Source organism: Arenicella chitinivorans (assembly GCF_014651515.1).
GTDB lineage: Bacteria > Pseudomonadota > Gammaproteobacteria > Arenicellales > Arenicellaceae > Arenicella > Arenicella chitinivorans.
The window spans coordinates 188,655-207,525 of record NZ_BMXA01000002.1 but is presented as its reverse complement, the minus strand read 5'-3'; the positions used below and the strand labels follow the sequence as shown (position 1 = coordinate 207,525).

The 18,871-nt window shown below is 51.4% G+C and carries 20 protein-coding genes; 8 read left to right on the top strand and 12 right to left on the bottom strand.

Annotation, left to right across the window (positions count from 1 at the left end; translation table 11 throughout):
* Positions 1-2: 2 nt before the first annotated feature.
* Positions 3-1,271: a spinster family MFS transporter gene (locus IE055_RS06135; protein ID WP_189399144.1), complete on the bottom strand. Its 1,269-nt coding sequence runs from the start codon at positions 1,269-1,271 to the stop codon at positions 3-5.
* 167 nt (positions 1,272-1,438) lie between these two features.
* Here IE055_RS06135 and IE055_RS06130 point away from each other — a divergent pair, with 167 nt between their 5' ends.
* The 6 genes from IE055_RS06130 (at position 1,439) to IE055_RS06105 (ending at position 7,800) form a co-directional block, all read left to right on the top strand.
* Positions 1,439-2,512, top strand: coding sequence for a hypothetical protein (locus tag IE055_RS06130; RefSeq protein ID WP_189399143.1), 1,074 nt, complete (start codon positions 1,439-1,441; stop codon positions 2,510-2,512).
* Positions 2,509-3,474 (top strand): hypothetical protein, encoded by a 966-nt coding sequence (locus tag IE055_RS06125; RefSeq protein ID WP_189399142.1) that lies wholly within the window; start codon positions 2,509-2,511, stop codon positions 3,472-3,474. The genes IE055_RS06130 and IE055_RS06125 overlap by 4 nt, the downstream gene beginning before the upstream one ends.
* Positions 3,475-3,625: 151 nt before the next feature.
* A complete protein-coding gene (locus IE055_RS06120; protein ID WP_189399141.1) occupies positions 3,626-4,483 on the top strand; it encodes a class I SAM-dependent methyltransferase in 858 nt (285 codons plus the stop codon).
* Positions 4,484-4,490: 7 nt separating this feature from the next.
* A complete protein-coding gene (locus IE055_RS06115; RefSeq protein ID WP_189399140.1) occupies positions 4,491-4,943 on the top strand; it encodes a hypothetical protein in 453 nt (150 codons plus the stop codon).
* A complete protein-coding gene (locus tag IE055_RS06110) occupies positions 4,940-6,013 on the top strand; it encodes a PQQ-dependent sugar dehydrogenase (RefSeq protein ID WP_189399139.1) in 1,074 nt (357 codons plus the stop codon). Before IE055_RS06115 ends, IE055_RS06110 begins: the two co-directional genes overlap by 4 nt.
* 17 nt (positions 6,014-6,030) lie before the next feature.
* On the top strand, positions 6,031-7,800 hold the full coding sequence (locus tag IE055_RS06105; RefSeq protein WP_229794169.1) for a carboxyl transferase domain-containing protein: 1,770 nt from the start codon (positions 6,031-6,033) through the stop codon (positions 7,798-7,800).
* Here IE055_RS06105 and IE055_RS06100 read toward each other — a convergent pair.
* A complete protein-coding gene (locus IE055_RS06100) occupies positions 7,797-8,450 on the bottom strand; it encodes a nitroreductase family protein (protein WP_189399138.1) in 654 nt (217 codons plus the stop codon). The genes IE055_RS06105 and IE055_RS06100 overlap by 4 nt on opposite strands.
* A 14-nt stretch (positions 8,451-8,464) precedes the next feature.
* Positions 8,465-9,532: a TauD/TfdA family dioxygenase gene (locus IE055_RS06095; RefSeq protein WP_189399137.1), complete on the bottom strand. Its 1,068-nt coding sequence runs from the start codon at positions 9,530-9,532 to the stop codon at positions 8,465-8,467.
* 114 nt (positions 9,533-9,646) lie between these two features.
* Here IE055_RS06095 and IE055_RS06090 point away from each other — a divergent pair, with 114 nt between their 5' ends.
* Positions 9,647-10,666 (top strand): aspartyl/asparaginyl beta-hydroxylase domain-containing protein, encoded by a 1,020-nt coding sequence (locus tag IE055_RS06090; RefSeq protein WP_189399136.1) that lies wholly within the window; start codon positions 9,647-9,649, stop codon positions 10,664-10,666.
* Between the two features lie 27 nt (positions 10,667-10,693).
* On the opposite strand, the gene hisD is transcribed toward IE055_RS06090, so the two are convergent.
* The 9 genes from hisD to IE055_RS06045 form a co-directional block, all read right to left on the bottom strand.
* Positions 10,694-11,992, bottom strand: a complete 1,299-nt coding sequence (gene hisD, locus IE055_RS06085; RefSeq protein WP_229794168.1) for a histidinol dehydrogenase — start codon at positions 11,990-11,992, stop codon at positions 10,694-10,696.
* Positions 11,993-12,018: 26 nt separating this feature from the next.
* Entirely contained in the window at positions 12,019-12,663 is a 645-nt protein-coding gene (gene hisG / locus IE055_RS06080) for an ATP phosphoribosyltransferase (RefSeq protein WP_189399134.1), read from the bottom strand.
* A gap of 13 nt (positions 12,664-12,676) precedes the next feature.
* Complete coding sequence (gene murA, locus IE055_RS06075) at positions 12,677-13,978, bottom strand: UDP-N-acetylglucosamine 1-carboxyvinyltransferase (protein ID WP_189399133.1); 1,302 nt, start codon at positions 13,976-13,978, stop codon at positions 12,677-12,679.
* Positions 13,979-13,998: 20 nt separating this feature from the next.
* Complete coding sequence (gene grxD, locus IE055_RS06070) at positions 13,999-14,316, bottom strand: Grx4 family monothiol glutaredoxin (protein WP_189399132.1); 318 nt, start codon at positions 14,314-14,316, stop codon at positions 13,999-14,001.
* A gap of 22 nt (positions 14,317-14,338) precedes the next feature.
* Complete coding sequence (locus tag IE055_RS06065; RefSeq protein ID WP_189399131.1) at positions 14,339-14,569, bottom strand: BolA family protein; 231 nt, start codon at positions 14,567-14,569, stop codon at positions 14,339-14,341.
* 87 nt (positions 14,570-14,656) lie between these two features.
* Positions 14,657-15,421: an ABC transporter permease gene (locus IE055_RS06060; protein WP_189399130.1), complete on the bottom strand. Its 765-nt coding sequence runs from the start codon at positions 15,419-15,421 to the stop codon at positions 14,657-14,659.
* Position 15,422: 1 nt separating this feature from the next.
* On the bottom strand, positions 15,423-16,349 hold the full coding sequence (locus tag IE055_RS06055) for an ABC transporter ATP-binding protein (RefSeq protein ID WP_229794167.1): 927 nt from the start codon (positions 16,347-16,349) through the stop codon (positions 15,423-15,425).
* Between the two features lie 99 nt (positions 16,350-16,448).
* On the bottom strand, positions 16,449-17,069 hold the full coding sequence (locus IE055_RS06050) for an MlaC/ttg2D family ABC transporter substrate-binding protein (protein ID WP_189399129.1): 621 nt from the start codon (positions 17,067-17,069) through the stop codon (positions 16,449-16,451).
* Between the two features lie 231 nt (positions 17,070-17,300).
* Positions 17,301-17,681: a DUF4282 domain-containing protein gene (locus IE055_RS06045; RefSeq protein ID WP_189399128.1), complete on the bottom strand. Its 381-nt coding sequence runs from the start codon at positions 17,679-17,681 to the stop codon at positions 17,301-17,303.
* Between the two features lie 190 nt (positions 17,682-17,871).
* On the opposite strand from IE055_RS06045, the gene IE055_RS06040 reads away from it, so the two are divergent.
* Positions 17,872-18,864: a calcium/sodium antiporter gene (locus IE055_RS06040; protein WP_189399127.1), complete on the top strand. Its 993-nt coding sequence runs from the start codon at positions 17,872-17,874 to the stop codon at positions 18,862-18,864.
* Positions 18,865-18,871: the final 7 nt, after the last annotated feature.

The following is an 18,871-nucleotide window of genomic DNA, read 5'->3' as shown; positions in this document are numbered from 1 at the left end:
GCTCAAGCCGATTCCGACTCGTACTTCGCCATATCGCGAGCAGCCAGCATAAAATGAATCGCCGCCCACACACACACCACAGGCACCACGTACAGTACTGCGTAACGCAGTGACTCTGCGCCCATAGTCGGTTGGAGTAAGTCACTCACGAAGCCGACCATGGTGGGACCACACCCAAGACCGATAATGTTGAGTACTAAAAAGAACAAGGCAGATGAGGTTGCGCGCATCCGCGGCTCCACCGCGCCATGAAAAATCGCCAGCGAGGCACCGAGATAGCCTGTCAGAAAGAAGGCCGGGAACAGGTTTGCAATTAATGCAACCGTTCGATTTTCAGTACTGAACACGATCACGATAGGAATAATAGCGAGGAAAATCGCCATTGCCGGCAACCAGGTGTACCAGCGCTTATCACGCTTACCAAAGCGATCGCACATAACACCCCACAAGAATGTGCCGACTGCGCCAAACAGACCAACACTCACTGCCAGCCACCAACCCAGCTCTGCCGTGCCCATACCAAAGCTGCGTATAAAAAATGGGGGCGCCCAGTTGGTGATACTGTAGCCGGCAAATGCACTTAATCCAGCGGCGATACTGACATGAATCAGGTATTTTCGCGCCAAGATAAACGACAAGACGCGATTGAAGCTGGCAGGCTGTTGTTCCACGGTATTCTTTTCAGACCAACCGCGTATTGGCTCTTGCACGGTCCACCACACCAGCAACGCAATCGCCACACCAGGCAAGCCGACCACCATAAAAGCAACGCGCCAACCGAAGTACTCATTGATGATGCCACCGAACAATATGCCAAACATAATCCCGATATTGATACCCGCGGAATAAAACGACAACGCTGATGCACGTTTCTCCGGCGGATACATATCCGAAATCATCGAATGCGCTGGCGGGCTGCACCCTGCCTCGCCGACACCCACACCAATCCGCGCCAGCACCAGCTGCGTGTAGTTCACAACGAACCCGCTGATCGCGGTCATCACACTCCAAATCCCAATAGAGGCGGCAATGATGTTACGTCGGTTCGAACGTTCAGCTAAACGCGCGATCGGGATTCCCGCCAGTACATAAAAAATCGCAAATGCCAGACCCGTTAATAACCCCAGTTGTAAATCAGAGAGGTCGAGTTCAACCTTGATAGACTCCTGTAAAATGGTGAGCAATTGGCGGTCGATAAAGTTGACGGCGTACACTAACGTGAGCACCACCAATACATACGACCGATACTTCGGACTCTCATATTTATTCATTGGTCAATCATCTCCTTTGGATGTGGAAGTACGTGTTGTTATATTTTTTATCTGTCACGACCATTCGGAGAGGCGCTAACCTGGGGGGCAAGGGGGTTACCGAACGAGTGACTGCTTTGTTCGCAGAATGTACACTGTGCAAAAATATAGCTAGATTTGCAAACACAATGTCAAAGTTCACCGTTTTTTTAATACACGGTATTGGCGTCCATCGCGACCCAAGCTGGGCAGATCAGGCCATCGACTTGCTGCGTCAGGCCTGGCGTTCCAGTATCAACCTGGACACACCGATGGAGCAGCACATCGATGTGGTGCCCATCTGTTACGATCACGCTTTTGAAGATTATCTTGATGATTTCGCCGATCTGGGCACCGCAGTCCTGCGCGACACGCTACCATTGCCCACCGCGGACAAGCAGGCCTTAGCGGATACACTGACACAGTATCAGATAACGGAACGACATTTTCTCTGGGCGTATCTGGTCGATGTGGTGTTGTATAAAATGTCGATCGTACGCGAGCAGGTCAATGCGCTTGTGGCCAAGCAACTCTATGAACGAATCGCCCAAGGCAACACATCACACCAGTTTGGCGTCATTGCACATTCGCTGGGTACGCGCGTCATCAATGACACCCTACAGAATATCCGAACCGCCCAAGCACATGAAAGCAACTTCTATCAGCAAGGCTACCGTCTTAAGTTCTTACTGCAGATTTCTGACGTGACAGATCTTTTCAGCCTGCCTTGGCACCGCGATGCCTTTCCGCCCAAAGATGTATTCCCGCACCACACCTTTGACTATCTTCGCACCGTCACAAATTGTTTTGATCCCATTGCGCGCATGGTACCAACTCGGCTTAATCACTGGCCTGAAGGCTTGCGCGACCAGCAACATCTGGGGCGACCAGTATACAAAGACATCCTGCTGGAACACGTGCATGAGACGAACGTCCACGGCCTATGCCACTACATGCTACACCCTGAAATCACCGATGAGATCTTCGACCTGTGTGGCTTTGGCCGCCGACTGAACAATCGGCAACAGCGGCGCGACGGGTTTCCGCTACTCGGCCCAGAGGTCCAACCCGGACTGCGTACCGCCTTGTCTGACCTAATCGACCATTCACAACGGAACCATGATGATTCTTGGCAAACCTACATCAACCTGATTCTCAAATTCGGCGATGTCTCCATTCAACATGGCCACGTTCCACAGCATGAGCATGAGGTAATCGCATGAACCGCCTCTTATTGCTGGTAGTGTTGGCCTGGTCGAGTCCGCTCTACGCGTGCGACACCGGCGCCGCCGCACTCGACTTGCACCGGGCCGAAGCATTACTCAGCGACACTGTGCTGCAGTTGTCGAACACTCAATCCAAGCCTCTGAATCAAGCCGAGATCACCTGTGTGTTGAACAATAAGCAATCTCTGTATGCGGGGCTCGAGTCCGCACTTCCTGATATTCAAAGTTGGTTCGAAACCAGTCAACGCCCAGACCTCAGCACCCGTGACAAACGCGACTTGATCGAACAGATTAATCGCGCCGTTACTCGCGATGCCGGAACCGGCTTTGTGCAGCTGCCCAGTACCCAGAATGCGGTACTTTCGATTGATCTGTATCAACTGCTCGCCAGACATTGCACAGACGAACCAAACACAACTTGCGGCCAAGCCAGTGCCCTCTCGCAACACTTATGGCAACTCAGTGGCCAATTACGCGGAATTGCCTCCACCTTAAACCAAAAGGATGTGGCAGACAGCCTGACGTATCAAACCAAACTTGACCAGCAGTGGCGTGCATACAAAGATCAAACGATTAAATTGTGGCCACACGAAGTATTGCTCAATTCGCTCATATATCAACCGAAAGCCAGCGGGTTTTCCACGCCGCCCGCATACAAAATCATGACGTTAAGACCAGCGATCGGGCTAAGCTATTTATCTGAAGCAGACCATCGAATCCAACCAACCCTCAATGTCGATCTCTTAGGGGTCTACTGGTGGAAGTATCAGTTCTCCGACAGAGTATCTGCTACACCTGGACGTGGTATTGCGGCCAGCATGGTGTGGGATGGCAGCGATGTTGCTTACGGTCTGAGCTATCACGCCAGCCCACAATGGTCAGCGACCATTGCGCGCGGCGACGACAACGATGTGGTGGTATCCTTGAGTTTTCAACTGGCCTATTGGCTGTTCCGATAATTAATCCGATGACGATTCACACTCGGTACCAGAAAAATAGGCTAGTATCGACCGCAGAGTCGCATCGCGATGTTGTGCTAACCGCTCGCTCGACATCTTTACTGTATCAAGCATCGTTAAAGAACATGTACGTTTACCCTTTGGAGGAAAAATGAAACACCGTTTACTTAAAAGCCTGATGACCCTGTGTGCCGTCGGTCTGGCAACGCCGAGCTTTGCTGGCGAGAGCAACCTACAATCTATTCTCAATGCGCAACCGGATGAAGTAAAAGCGCGCTACGAATATCGTCATCCGTCTGAGACAATCCAGTTTTTCGGCATTAAGCCGGGCATGACTGTGGTTGAGGCACTGCCTGGTGGCGGTTGGTATAGCAAGATATTGCTACCAGTGCTTGGCCCTGAAGGTACGCTGGTCGGCGCAGATTACCAACAGGCGTTGTGGCCTAATTTCTCCTGGGCTAAACCGGAGATGATTGAGAAAAAGAAAACCTGGGTTACCGACTGGGTAGCCGATGCACAGGCTTGGCGAGATGACGACAGTGCTTCACTGGCCGCCTTCCAATTTGGTGCTTTACCTGAAACCATGCACGGGTCTGCCGACGCCGTTCTATTTATCCGTGCTTTGCACAATATGGCACGCTTCGAGGATAAAGGCGGTTTTATGAGCGGTGCGATGCAAGACGCGTACACGGCACTCAAGCCGGGCGGCATTGTTGGTATCGTACAACATGAAGCACGCGAAGACCGCCCAGACACCTGGGCTAACGGCGATGCAGGGTACCTGAAAAAGAGTTACATCAAAGCCAAAATGGCAAGCGTCGGCTTCGAGTTCGTCGCCGAGTCGACCATCAATGAAAACCCCAAAGACACCGCCGGTGAAGGCGACATCGTATGGCGCCTACCACCAAGCTTAAGTGGTTCTAAAGACGATGCGGAGAAACGTGCCGAGATGCAAGCCATCGGCGAGTCAAACCGCATGACGTTGTTGTTTAAGAAGCCAGCTAAGTAACGGTCGTATGCGTCGTTTCTTTCACTACACGGCTGCCTGGTTGGTAGCCGTGTTGGGTGGCAGCGTCACAAGTTCGGTATTTTCCAGTCATTTTGTGCTGTCTGAATTGCGAGCCATCGATATTCCGATCTCGTTTGCAACGCAGCTCAAAATGACCATTGACGATTTTGCGATCTTACAAACCTTGGGTATGGCGATAGGCGCTGCTTTTCTGATCGCGTTCATCATTGCCGCCGTATGCCATCGCTTTATCGGTGGCGCTGAACGACTCTGGTTTATGGTCGCAGGCATGAGTGCGGTGATCACGCTCTTACTGTTAATGAGCTGGCAATTACAACTGATGCCGATTGCAGGCGCACGCAGCAATCTTGGCTTGCTCATGCAGGGCGTCGCTGGCCTAGTTGGTGGCTGGCTATTCTGGCGTTTAAAACCGGGGCGTAATGCAGAAATACCATCATGAAAAAAACATTTAAACTAGGCTTCGCTTTGTTTTGCCTGTCACTAACGAGTACTCAACTCGCGGTGGCGGACTCTAACATCACCACCGTTGCCTCTGGACTCAAGTCGCCTTGGGCGATGGCGTTCACAACGCAAGGCGACATTCTGATTACCGAGCGCGCTGGCCGTATTCGCGTAGTTCGGGATGGTCAACTACAGCCAGACTCAATCGCCAATGTGCCCTCGGTGTATCACGCTGGGCAAGGTGGTTTGCTCGACATACAACTCGACCGCGAGTTTGCCAATAATCGCACGCTGTATCTGAGCTTGGCACACGGAGACGCCAAAGCAAATGCAACCCGGCTGGTAGCCGCTGAACTTGATCAGAACCAACTGACGAACGTGCGCGTGTTATTCACCAGCGCACCAACGCGCGCCACTCCACACCACTACGCTGGACGAATAGCGCAACTGCCTGACAACACACTGTTGCTTACCGTTGGCGATGGGTTCAATTATCGCGAACAGGCTCAGCGACTCGATTCACACTTGGGGAAAATCATCCGAGTGAACCGCGAGGGACAAGCCCCCAATGATAATCCGTTTATCGGTCAACCTGGGGCTAAACCCGAGATCTGGTCAATAGGACATCGAAACATGCAAGGGCTGACTCTCGTGGCGGATACTGTTTATGAGCACGAACATGGACCACAAGGTGGGGATGAGATCAATCGAATTGAGCCCGGGAAAAATTATGGCTGGCCAGTGATAACCCAAGGTATCGACTACAGCGGAGCACGAATCTCGCCCTTTACTGACTACCCGAATATGCAGCAACCGCTGCTAGACTGGACACCATCAATTGCGCCGTCTGGCATGGCCTATTCTGAGGGGCATCTCTATGTCACAGCCCTCGCCGAAGGCGCCATCCGCAAGATCAAAATTAACACCGATGGTCAGCTCGACGACCTCGGCATCGTTTATCCAGATCTGCGTGAACGCCTTCGCGATATTGCCGTCGGACCAGACGGATTTCTATACGTCCTCACCGATGGTCCCGAAGCTCGCTTACTCCGGCTCTCGCACCACTAGTCCTTTCCACATGCTTTATGACGCCACATCAGCTTGAGGTAACGGCGCCCTTGACCGGCACCGTGTTAGAAGTCCACGTCACATCCGGTCAGGCAGTCAATGCCGGCGACCTGCTAATACTATTAGAGTCTATGAAAGTGCACGTACGCGTTGACGCCGAACATGCTGCGGTCATCGACGCCGTCTACGCCGTGCCGGGCGCGGTTATTCAACGTGGCGATCCATTACTTAAATTAAGCGTACCTGGTACTCGCGCGCAGCAATCCACCACGCCCGAAGCCGTTTCTGATGCAGCACACACCAGCATCGCCGCGTTCCATAAACGCGTGGCTAAGTCGCTCGACTCACACCGCGCAGAGGCAGTAGAAAAACGCCACACTAAAGGCTACCGCAGTGCTCGAGAAAATCTAGCCGCTCTGTGTGACCCTGAAACCTTTCAGGAATATGGACAGTTTGCCGTTGCCGCACAGCGCGGGCGTCACGACTATGAAACACTAAAAACAACCACCGCCGCAGATGGCATCATCACCGGCATCGGACAAGTGAACGATCAAGCCACGGCGATCGTCGTCAATGACTATTCGGTGCTGGCTGGCACGCAAGGTTACTACCACCACCAGAAACTCGATCGGATATTATTGGTGGCGGAACAACAAAAACTACCCGTCATCATGTTTACCGAAGGTGGCGGCGGGCGACCCGGCGATACCGACATCACCACAGTGAATTCTGGTCTGCAGTGCGCCTCTTTCGGCAGTTGGGCTGGCCTGGCCGGACACGTTGCTCGAATCGCCGTTGCCAACGGTTATAACTTTGCCGGCAATGCGGCTTTGTTCGGTGCGGCGGACATTACCATCGCAACCCAAACGTCTTGGATTGGCATGGCCGGTCCGGCCATGATTGAAGGTGGCGGCCTCGGTAGCGTTACACCACAACAAATTGGACCGATTGAGGTTCAACAATCCAATGGCGTGGTCGATATTGTGGCCAAAGACGAGATCGACGCGGCTCGCATAGCTGTAAAGGCCCTCGCGTTTTTTCAGGGTACTAACAGTGTTTTCGAGGTAGCTGAGCAACACCGCCTTGCCAGCATCATGCCAGAAAACCGACGCCAAACTTACCAGGTGAGAGAGGTCGTTCAGACCGTCTGCGATGTCGACTCTTGGCTCGAGTTACGACCACACTACGGTGGTGCGATCATCACCGGCTTTGCGCGACTCAACGGGCAGCCAGTTGGCATTATGGCGAATGATTGCATGGTGCTCGGTGGCGCGATCGACGTCGCCGCCGGGGAAAAAGCGGCACGGTTTATGCAGCTGTGCGACCAATTCAGTATTCCGATAGTCTCATTTTGCGACACACCCGGCTTTATGGTTGGCCCAGAGCACGAAACCTTGGGTGCAGTGCGACGTTTGGCGGAACTTTTTCGCGTCGGCGCGCAATTGCGCACACCCTTTTATGCCGTGGTATTGCGTAAATGTTATGGCCTCGGCGCGCAAGCCATGCTGAGTGGTAGCACGCAACACCCGAACTACACCCTGGCCTGGCCCATGGCTGAATTTGGCCCGATGGGCCTGGAAGGCGCAGTAAAACTCGGATTCAGTAAACAACTTCAAGCCATCCACGATCCGCAAGAACGCGCAGCACTGTATGACAAACTGCTGGCCGAGCAATATGCACGTGGTCAGGCCAATGAAGTAGCCAGCGTATTAGAGATCGATGCCGTCATTGACCCGACGACGACACGAGACCACCTGCTTCGCTGCCTCGCACGGCAACCGCGCTAGAAGCGACTACATACCTCATTGAACGGTTTACGCCGTATATCCGGCACGGTCGCATCGACCTCAGGATAGCCTGCCACAATCAACATATACGGTTTCTCGTTCGCCGGACGGTCGAGAATTTGATTCAGGAATTTCATCGGACTCGGCGTGTGCGTCAAGGTGGCTAAACCTGAAAAATGCAAGGCAGAGATCAGCATGCCGGTAGCGATCCCCACGGATTCGGGCATATAGTAATTCTTTTGTTTGTTACCCTCGTCATCCACCGAGTTGCGCTGCAGAAAAACGGCGACTAAAAAAGGGGCCGTTTCCAGAAAGGGTTTATGCTCATCGGTGTCAAAAACCTTCAAATCATCTAACCAAGACTGAGGTGCTCGACCATGATAAAACTCATACTCTTCGATCTCCGCAGCGCGCCGAATTTCACGTTTCACCTTGGCATCCTGCACAATGACAAAATGCCACGGCTGCTTATTTGCCCCACTGGGTGCGGAAACTGCTGCGCGTACGGCATTTTCGATGATCTTTGGGTCGACCGCGCGTGCAGAAAAATCACGTACGGTGCGACGCCGCTGCAATGTGCTCATAAACGACTCTGATGTGGCCAACATCTCTTGCGCAGGCTTCTCAATAAACTCTAAAGGTTTTGACATACTGGTTTGGTTGATTAAATCTGGTATGGATCACCCAGTGCCGCGGCAATCTTTCTTGGCGCCTCAACGTTCAAACGACCGTGACCACACCGAATATTATCCAAAATGAGTAGATCACCCTGACGCCAGCGGAACAGAGTTGCGGCTCGCCATGCTACATCAATCAATTCCCGAGTTTCGGCACGACTGATGGGTGAACCGTCGCCCCATAATGTACGCATAAACACGTTCTTTTTGAAGTACTGGGCACGAATAAACGCACTCAGGCCGAAACGCTGCAAGACAGGAATGCGGTGCGCGAATTTAGAGAGATCATACGGCGCTGCCTCACCATTGTACAAGGTCAAGCTAATACACGGCTGACCACTGTTCGCATCGAGCATCACGCCCGGCATCTTAGCTCGGGTTATCAAACCACCATTAGGCTGCCATTCCCATTCCAGGCCCTGTTGACGACAAGCAGCTTCTGCCTGCTCACGCGTTTCAGCATGAAACGCGTCATACCAGGTTTTATACACGTTAAAAAACTTTGCTTTGCGTGTGCCGAAATAACGCTGATAAATCATTCCTAAACGTTCAACTTTGTCTCTGGTAGCAGGACTCAACATGTCCAGCATGGCAGCACAATTGAACACCGGTGTCTCGCCGTAGCGCGCCGGCTCAGTAATACAATAGAAGAATACCTTACCGGGCCGTTGTTTCAGGTAACACATCTCAGTGTGAAATGAAATTACGTACGAAGGCGGCGCTTCGGTCGAGGTGAAAAAATGCTCACTGAGTTTGCTGCGCGGACTGGCACCACCCAAATATTCGTCATCGAATGTCACTCCCCATGCAGCAAGTAACTGCTCGGCTTGGTAGGTATCCGCGATCGGTAGCCCACGCAAGAGCACTGCACCGGTTTCGGAATACAGCTGATCGATCTGCTCAATCAGAGAATCATCCGTTAGCAGTTGCTCGAATTGTGCATTCGCCTGATCAAGCTGCAGAACAGAAATAGACTTTCCACCGGCCGGATTATCCGCCAGATGGTCAGTAGCCAGCTCCTCAGAGCTGAGGGCACGTGCATGTAGCGCCAGCATCATTCCTTCTCCTAATTGTCATTATGTCTAACAAGACTATCAGCGAATTCAAAGCGCCGCAATCCGCTTTTTCTATCAGCTATTTCTCACAGAGTACTGGGGTCTAAACACCATTTGAGCTATATTCTCCTGCAACTGACGTCTGTCGACTATATTAGCGGTATCGATATGAGTATTGCCATCATGATTTTCCTGGCGCTGTTTGTGGCCGGGTCTTTAACTTATGCCTACGCATATCGCGGTCAGGCGCGCTGGAGTGGCTTTGGCGAATACGTTCGCAAAGGGTGGCCTTTGTTTACGCCGTTTAATTGTCTGCTGTATCTTTTCACCAAGCCGCGCGCACGTCCGGCCATTATGGATATGGCAAAATTCCCGGAGCTCAAAGCGCTACAGGAAAACTGGGAAGTCATTCGCAACGAGGCGATCGAGCTAATGGCCGTCGGCGGTTTTGACCAGATCAGCAACAAAGACTCCGCATCGTACTATGACATTGGCTTTCGCACATTCTACAAATATGGTTGGACCAAATTTTACCTAAACTGGTACGGCTATACGCATGAATCGGCCAAGCGCACCTGTCCTAAAACGCTGGAAATTCTGAGCCAGATTCCCGAAGTTAATGGCGCTATGTTTTCCGTATTACCTCCAGGCGGACAATTAACTCGCCACCTTGATCCGGTTGCCTGTTCCTTGCGTTACCACCTAGGTCTAGACACGCCCAACGACGATCGCTGCTACATCAGCATTGACGATACACCGTATTCTTGGCGCGATGGTGAACCACTCCTGTTTGACGTAACGTTTCTACACTTCGCGCACAATGATGCCGACAAACCACGTCTCATTCTGATGTGCGATGTTGACCGGCCGATGTCCTGGTTAGGCCATATATTGAATTGGCCTTATAAGCTCTTAATGAAGGCCACGGTGGTACCGAATACCGATGAGGACAAACGCGGGTTTGCCAATCGCACTTTTAGCACTTTGGTGCCGTTACTGGAGAAAGGTAAACGCTTGAAAGAGACCAACTTACCCGCCTATAAAGCACTCAAATACACCGTTAACGGCACCTTGATGTTGATCGTGGCGGCCTTGGTGTGGCTGGTCGTCGAGTTCTTTATCTGGCTTATCTAACGGAACAGCTTCCCTAGGCAGGCCGCACTAGTCGCCTTCGCTCTGCAAGCGATACTCTGCCGACCGAGCATGTGCGGTGAGTGACTCGCCACGCGCTAAGACGGACGCATGCTGACCGATTGACTGTGCGCCAGCCTGCGACACCTGAATGATGCTGGTACGCTTCTGAAAATCATACACGCCCAATGGCGAACTAAAGCGCGCAGTGCCAGCCGTTGGCAACACGTGATTTGGACCAGCGCAATAATCACCCAGTGACTCCGCGCTGTACGGCCCAATAAATATCGCTCCAGCATGGCTGATGTCCTGCGCCAGTTGCTCAGCATCCTGGGTAAAAATTTCCAGATGCTCCGCTGCAATCTGATCTGCAACTGACACCAGAGCATCACGCGAATCCGCAATAATCAGCGCGCCATTATTTTTTAATGACTGCTGAATTATGTCCGCACGCTCCATGGTCGGTAACAGCCGATTAATCGACTGCTGTACCCGCTCGGCGACCACGTCATCCATGGTCAGCAGAATGGACTGTGCAATCTCATCGTGCTCGGCCTGCGCAAACAAATCCATCGCTACCCAGTCAGGGTCCACGCTGTCATCAGCAATCACGAGTACTTCTGACGGACCCGCAATCATATCGATGCCGACCTTACCAAACACCTGCTTCTTAGCAGTTGCCACATAAATATTACCCGGGCCGGTGATTTTATCGACCGCCGGAATGGTCTCAGTGCCATAAGCGAGCGCAGCAATTGCCTGCGCGCCCCCAACTCGAAACACCCGATCAACACCGGACAACACAGCCGCTGCCAGCACCATGTCATTAAATTCACCATTAGGAGTCGGGGAAACCATGATCAACTCTTTGACACCGGCCACCTTGGCAGGCACCGCATTCATGATTACCGACGACGGGTAAGTCGCTTTGCCACCAGGCACATACAAACCGACGCGTTGCATGGGCGTCACTTTTTGGCCCAATATCGTGCCATCGGACTCGGCTATTTGCCAAGACTCCTGTTGCTGATGTTCGTGATACGCACGAACCCGAGCCACCGCATACTCCAGTGACTCACGCTGTTTAGATGGAATCGCATCCAGCGCTTGGTGCAAGCGAAATTGCGGCACTTCCAGCCCGCGCGCTTCGGCGTCAAACCCATCAAACTTCTTGGTGTAGATGTACAGTGCCGCATCACCTCGATGGCGTACGGTTGCGACCACCTCGGCCACCAACTCATCAACCCCGTTTTCACTCGGTTGATCGCGGTGTAGCAACTCCGTGAGTTGATTGTCAAATTGCGCGCTTTCGGTGTACAGTTTTTTCATTGACACATGCATGATAACGACCTCAACTAGGAATTCGATAAACTCAGCGTGTGCGGTGTAAGCTTGTCGACCAAAGTCCGAATAGTATCGTGTTGCACGCGCAACGATGCCGCGTTAGCAATCAGACGACAGGAGATATTTGCCACCAAATCCTTGGCCACCAGATTATTGGCTTTTAAGGTACTGCCGGTCTCCACTAAATCCACTATTTCGTCCGCCAACCCGACCAGCGGCGCAAGTTCCATAGCCCCATACAATTTGATAATTTCAGCCTGAATGCCTTTCGATTGGTAGTAGCGCTGAGCTGACTTCACATACTTGGTTGCCACTCGAATACGCTTATCGGAGCGAGAGTTGAAGTCGCGCTCGGCCGGCACCGCGGTCATCAAACGACATTTGGCGATACCCAGATCGAGTAATTCAGCAAGACCTTCGCCACCATGCTCCAACAAGCCATCTTTACCAACGACGCCAAGATCCGCCGCACCAAATTGCACGTAGGTTGGTACGTCGGTAGCGCGAATGATCACGCACTGAATATCGTCGACGTTAGTCGCAAAAATTAATTTGCGACTAACGAATGGATCATCCAATAACTGGATTCCAACCTGTTCTAACAAAGGAATGGTTTGTTTGAGAATCCGCCCTTTGGACAGTGCGATGGTAATCATGTTCCAACTCCGACTATTGGACTAGCGCCTGCAGACTCGGGTCCTTATCCCAGACATGGCCTGGAATTCGCCGAATATTGGCGCCCAAGCGTAACAATTTTTCTTCGATACTCTCATATCCACGATCAATATGATAAATGCGGTCTATGACAGTTGGCTTATCGGCCATGAGTCCGGCCAAAACCAGGCTCGCAGAGGCGCGAAGATCCGTCGCCATTACCGGTGCGCCGCGCAGTTTATTGCGCCCTTGGATAAATGCGGTATTGCCCTCTAGGTCGATGTCCGCACCCATGCGTTGCAGCTCTTGTACGTGCATAAACCGATTTTCGAAGATGGTTTCAACCACTTTGCTACTGCCCTTGGCTAGGGCATTCATAGTCACGAATTGCGCCTGCATATCCGTTGGGAACGCCGGATGCGGCGCAGTGTGAATGTCGACCGCTTTCGGCTGGTTGCCATGCATATTCAATTCAATGGCATCGCCGTCAATCGAAATATCAGCGCCCGCTTCGACTAACTTATCTAAAACGGCGTCCATATAGGTCGCCTCGGTCGCCCGCGCTTTCACTCGACCACGCGTCACCGCACCGGCAACAAGATAAGTTCCGGTTTCAATTCTATCCGGAATAACGCGGTGTTCTGCATCGTGCAGCGAATCCACACCATCAATCACTAATTCCGAGGTACCCGCGCCACTGACCTTCGCGCCCATGGCGTTCAAGCAGTTTGCTAAGTCAACAATCTCAGGTTCACGCGCGGCGTTTTCGATCACGGTGGTGCCTTGCGCCAGCGCCGCAGCCATCATTAAATTCTCGGTGCCGGTTACAGAGACCATATCCATAAAGATACGTGCGCCCTTCAGCCGTTTACAGGTTGCCTTAATATAGCCATCTTCGATCACCACCTTGGCGCCCATGGCTTCGAGACCTTTGATGTGCAGATTCACGGGGCGAGATCCAATGGCGCAGCCACCGGGTAACGACACCTCGGCATGTCCCAATCGAGCAACCAGCGGGCCCAATACCAAGATCGATGCGCGCATGGTTCTAACCAAGTCGTACGGTGCCCGTGACTGATTTAGACCACTCGCATCAGCGCAAATTTTCATGCGCTCATCGACTTCCATCTCGACCCCAAGATAACTGAGTAAGCTCATGGTGGTCGTAATGTCTTGCAGGTGCGGCACATTACTCAATGTAAGTTTGCCATCCACCAGTAGCGAGGAAATCAAGATCGGCAATGCGGCATTTTTAGCACCGGAGATCAGCACTTCGCCATCCAGCGGACCGTTACCCGTAACGATGAGTTTATCCATGTATCTTTTTAACTCTCAGCTTACGCGCTTAAGGCTTGCTTCAGCTCACCAGACTCATACATCTCAGTCATGATGTCACATCCGCCAACAAATTCACCGCGAACATAGAGCTGTGGAATCGTCGGCCAATTCGAAAAATCCTTAATGCCTTGACGGACGGCATCATTACTCAGCACGTCGACAGTAACGAATTCTGCACCCAGCGCGTTCAATATCTGTACAGCTCGGCCTGAAAAACCACATTGAGGAAAGCTCGCGTTGCCCTTCATAAACAATACGATTTCATTATTTGTGACCGTCTCTTTGATCTGGTCGTGCATTGATACTTGTTCTGTCATGTTTAATACCTCAAAAATAAAACTATTGCGCCTCAGATGGAGTCATTGTTTTCATCGACAAAGCGTGAACCTCTGCCTTCATTTTGTCACCCAGTGCTCCATAAACCAGTTGATGACGCTGGATTCGGCTTTTACCTTCAAATTCCGTAGCCACAATCACCGCCTCGAAATGATGACCGTCGCCATCCACTGTCACGTGTGCATTCTCGAAGCCCGCTTCGATCCAAGTTTTTAATTGCTCAGGTGTCACCATGGTGTGTTCACAATGTTGTTAAATACTCGGCGCAAGGATACCGGAAACCCTAAGCCGCAACCAGCAAGCTTATGCGGATTTCGTGCATTAAGCGTCGCGTAATTTGTATCCTCGCTGCAACAACACCAGACAAACGATCGTCAACACCAAAGCCGCCGCGGCCATGGCCAGAAAGCTGAATAGAACGGGTTGGTCAGACTGGCCAAAAAAGCCATAACGAAAACCGTCGATCATGTAGAAAAATGGGTTCCAATGCGACAGTGTGGCCCACATTTCGGGTAACGAGTTGATCGAATAAAAGACCCCACTCAAAAAGGTGAGAGGCACAATAAGGAAACTCTGAAACGCGGCGATCTGATCAAACTTTTCAGCCCACATGCCCGCTATCAGGCCAAGCGCACCGAGGGTATAACTGCCCAATACCGCAAATAACAAGATGATGAAGAAGTTATCAATTGGCACATGTGCGTACCAAACCGCCAAAATAAACACACCGACACCAACCGCCAACCCGCGCATTACCGCCGCGCCGATATAGGCCAAAAACATTTCAAGTGCCGAGAATGGGGGTAGTAGCACGAACACGATGCTGCCCATCACCTTGGACTGAATCATACTGGATGAGGTATTGGCAAAGGCATTTTGAATCACCGTCATCATCAACAGACCAGGTATTAGGAACTGGGTATAACTAACCCCGTCAAATACTTCGACTCGACCTTCCAGAACATGGCCAAACACCAAAAGATACAACCAGGCAGTCACTACTGGCGCCAGCACCGTCTGTAACCAGACTTTGACCCAGCGCAGCACTTCCTTTTTAAACAGGGTGTAACACGATAACCAATTCATCTCAATTGTCTCCCTGATTGCCGGTTAAACGCACAAACACATCTTCCAGCTTGTCGTTCACTACGCTCACGAAGTCAATTTTCATGGACGCGGCACGCAAGCGATCCAGAATATCCATCACGGAATCGACATCTCGCTTCAGGGTCATCTCGAGCACATTGCCCTCAAGCTTGGTGATACGGGCTTTAAACTCTTTGGGAATCGCGTCAATCGGGTGTGTTGCTCGGACATGCAAAGTTGACCCCAGGCCGCGCGCGAGTAGATCCTCTTTGCTCTCGAGCGCGATCATCTGCCCTTGATTAATAATGGCAATCCGGTCACACAATTCTTCCGCCTCTTCTAAATAATGCGTCGTGAGCACAATAGTGTGCCCTTCGCGATGCAGGCGACGCACGAAGCGCCACATGGACTGGCGCAATTCAACATCAACCCCGGCGGTTGGTTCGTCTAATACTAGCACCTGCGGCTTGTGCACTAACGCTTGCGCAATCAACACACGACGTTTCATACCGCCCGACAACTTCCGCATGTTGGTGTCAGCCTTATCCGCAAGATTAAGCTGATCTAACAGTTCATCAATCCATTGTCCGTTATTCCTAATACCGAAATAGCCGGACTGAAACTCCAACGTTTCGCGCACGGTAAAAAACGGGTCCATGACGATTTCCTGCGGCACCACGCCCAGATTCTGACGCGCGCGCCGATAATCTTTGACCACGTCAGCACCCATGATGCTTAACTGGCCTTGATCGACACGCAACAAGCCTGCCAACGCACTAATCAAGGTGGATTTCCCGGCACCATTGGGGCCAAGTAACCCAAAAAATTCACCTTGATAGATATCAAAGCTCACATTATCGAGTGCCTGCAGGCGACCATATCGCTTGCTAACACCATCAACTGTGATGGCTGTTTTCGGTGCGGTCACGTTATTCACCACTTCATTACTGCTGGAGTTAAAAACAACACGAGCCAACCACTGGTTGGCTCGCACACAAACGTTGCATTAAAAATACTTGGCGGGCGATTATGCTTTGTTTTTCGCCTTCAAATCCGCAATCAAACCGTCAATACCCTTTTGCTGCAATGTGGCAGCAAAACTGGCTTTGTAAGTGCGAATGACATTGATGCCGACAACTTCCAGATTGTAAGCTCGCCATTGAGTGTCGCCCTTATTGCTCATTGATAATACGATTGGGTATGAGGAACCGGTCGCTGAGATCAACGTCGCTTTAATTTTCACACGGTCTGCCCCGGGCGCCAGATCAACCGGCTCATAAATCACCTTTTCATCCCCCGTGGCACTCAATAATCCCGTCGCATAGCTTTGTAATAGAAAGGTCTTGAACTCTTTAATGAACGCCTTCTTTTGCGCTGCCGATGCAGACTTCGAAACTTCACGGCCTAAAATCAGGTCCGCCATGCGATCTACATTCAACGCAGGTACCAGCGTTTTATCCAACATGGCATACAAAGCCTTGTTATCCGCAGTGTACAACTCACGATTTTTCTGCAATTGGGAGACCATACGGTCAACTGTTTCCTTAACGACCACGTCCGGGGCTTTCATGGCGTGCGCCTGTCCCGCCAGCAGCAATAAAGAAAACATCACAAGTGTGTTACGACTCAGTGACAAAATAAATTTCATGCGTACAACTCCAAAAGTTGGGTAAGAATAGATTGCGCCTTACGATCAAGGCAATGAGTTCGGCATTTAAAATTAACGCGACCCAAGGTGTTCATTTCGTTCAGATGCCCAGCGAGATGCCAGGATACAATCCGAACCTCACGCAGCACTAAGCATACACAAATTTGCTGAACAGAAAATTAACCAATAGTTAGGGTCTAAACGGCAAAAATACAAGCCGTTTGGCGAAACTTATTCCCCACCCGTTTTCTTAGTCACTTTTTTACTGACTTTTTTGCGCGTTTTGCGCACCGGTTTCGGTGTCGGCGCAGCCGAGACAGGCGCTGGTGTGGTGTTTTTGGCTACCACCTCCATGGTCGCGTTCATCTTGAAGAACAGCATCACCATTTCCGCAATAACTCTTAGGGCGATTGACGAAAACAGCACAAAAATTACGGCCTCGAAAATCCCAAAGAATCCACCATGAAATAGCTTCTCAAGCCCAATCCAGATAACACACACCAGGCCGAGCCAGTATGCCGCTTGGACCAAAGACGGCGTGATCATTTCATCGAAAAACAAAAATTTTCGTGGCAGTGGCTCGTTCACAAATCCTTCAACTTTCTCTAACATTATTACGTCCTCTTAACGATTTACATACTCTTTATTATAGCGTGTGAGCATGAGGAAGAAATGACCGGTGCCCAACGCGTAAAGCATCCAACATCGGTCTCTACTTTGTTGCAATTTGTGACCGAAACCAACACACTACGCGCAACAAACTTCGCCCGAAAACCTTCCCAGTTCCGAGACCATTCTGCCTATGTCGATCGCATTAGCCATCATTTTTATTATTAGTGGCTTCTTTCTGTTAATGTGGAGTGCCGATTTACTGGTCGACAATGCGTCCGAGCTTGCCGGCCGGCTCGGCATTTCACCACTGCTGGTTGGCATTATTATTGTTGGTTTCGGCACGTCGGCGCCGGAACTGTTTGTGTCAGCCATGGCAGCCTTGGACGATAAAGGAAATTTGGCACTGGGCAATGCGCTCGGCTCCAATATCACCAATATTGGACTGGTGCTAGGTAGCGCGGCGCTGATTCGCGTATTACCAATCGCCTCAAGCACAGCTAAAGTCGATATTCCCATGGTTTTGGCCACGGGGTTGGTCGCTGTCCTGGTCGTTATTGACGGCACACTGTCACATATCGACGGCGCGTTATTGCTGGCGATCCTGATTGCGTATCTTGTTTGGTCCGCGCGCAGTTCCGGCGCTAGCCAGCATCCACAAATGACGGCCGAGGAATTGGTTGCGAGTGTGCATGAGCATGACGTACTGGCAGTGACACATCCAAAGGGGAAATCGACCCTTACTGCCTCGCTATACACCATTGCCAGTATCGTGCTGTTAATCCTAGCCTCTCGTATTCTTGTCTTAGGCGCCACCACCATTGCAGAATACTTTAACGTCAGCGAACTGATCATTGGGCTGACGATTGTGGCGATTGGAACTAGCCTACCGGAGCTGGCTGCTGCAGTGGCTGCCGCGCGCAAAGGCGTGCACGATATGATCATCGGCAACATTATCGGCTCCAATATCTTCAACACACTCGGAGTCCTGGGGCTTACCGGCGCTCTACGCAGCACCGCAATTGATACCAGCGCACTGTGGCGCGACTTCCCGATAATGTTGACCTTCACGGTTGTCATGATGCTGCTTGCGCTGTTTCGACGGCAAATCGGTCGGCTCGCCGGTGGATGTTTATTGGCTGCCTATATCGGATATGTCGCGTTTTTGGTCGTGGCTTCTGTTTGATCTTTCT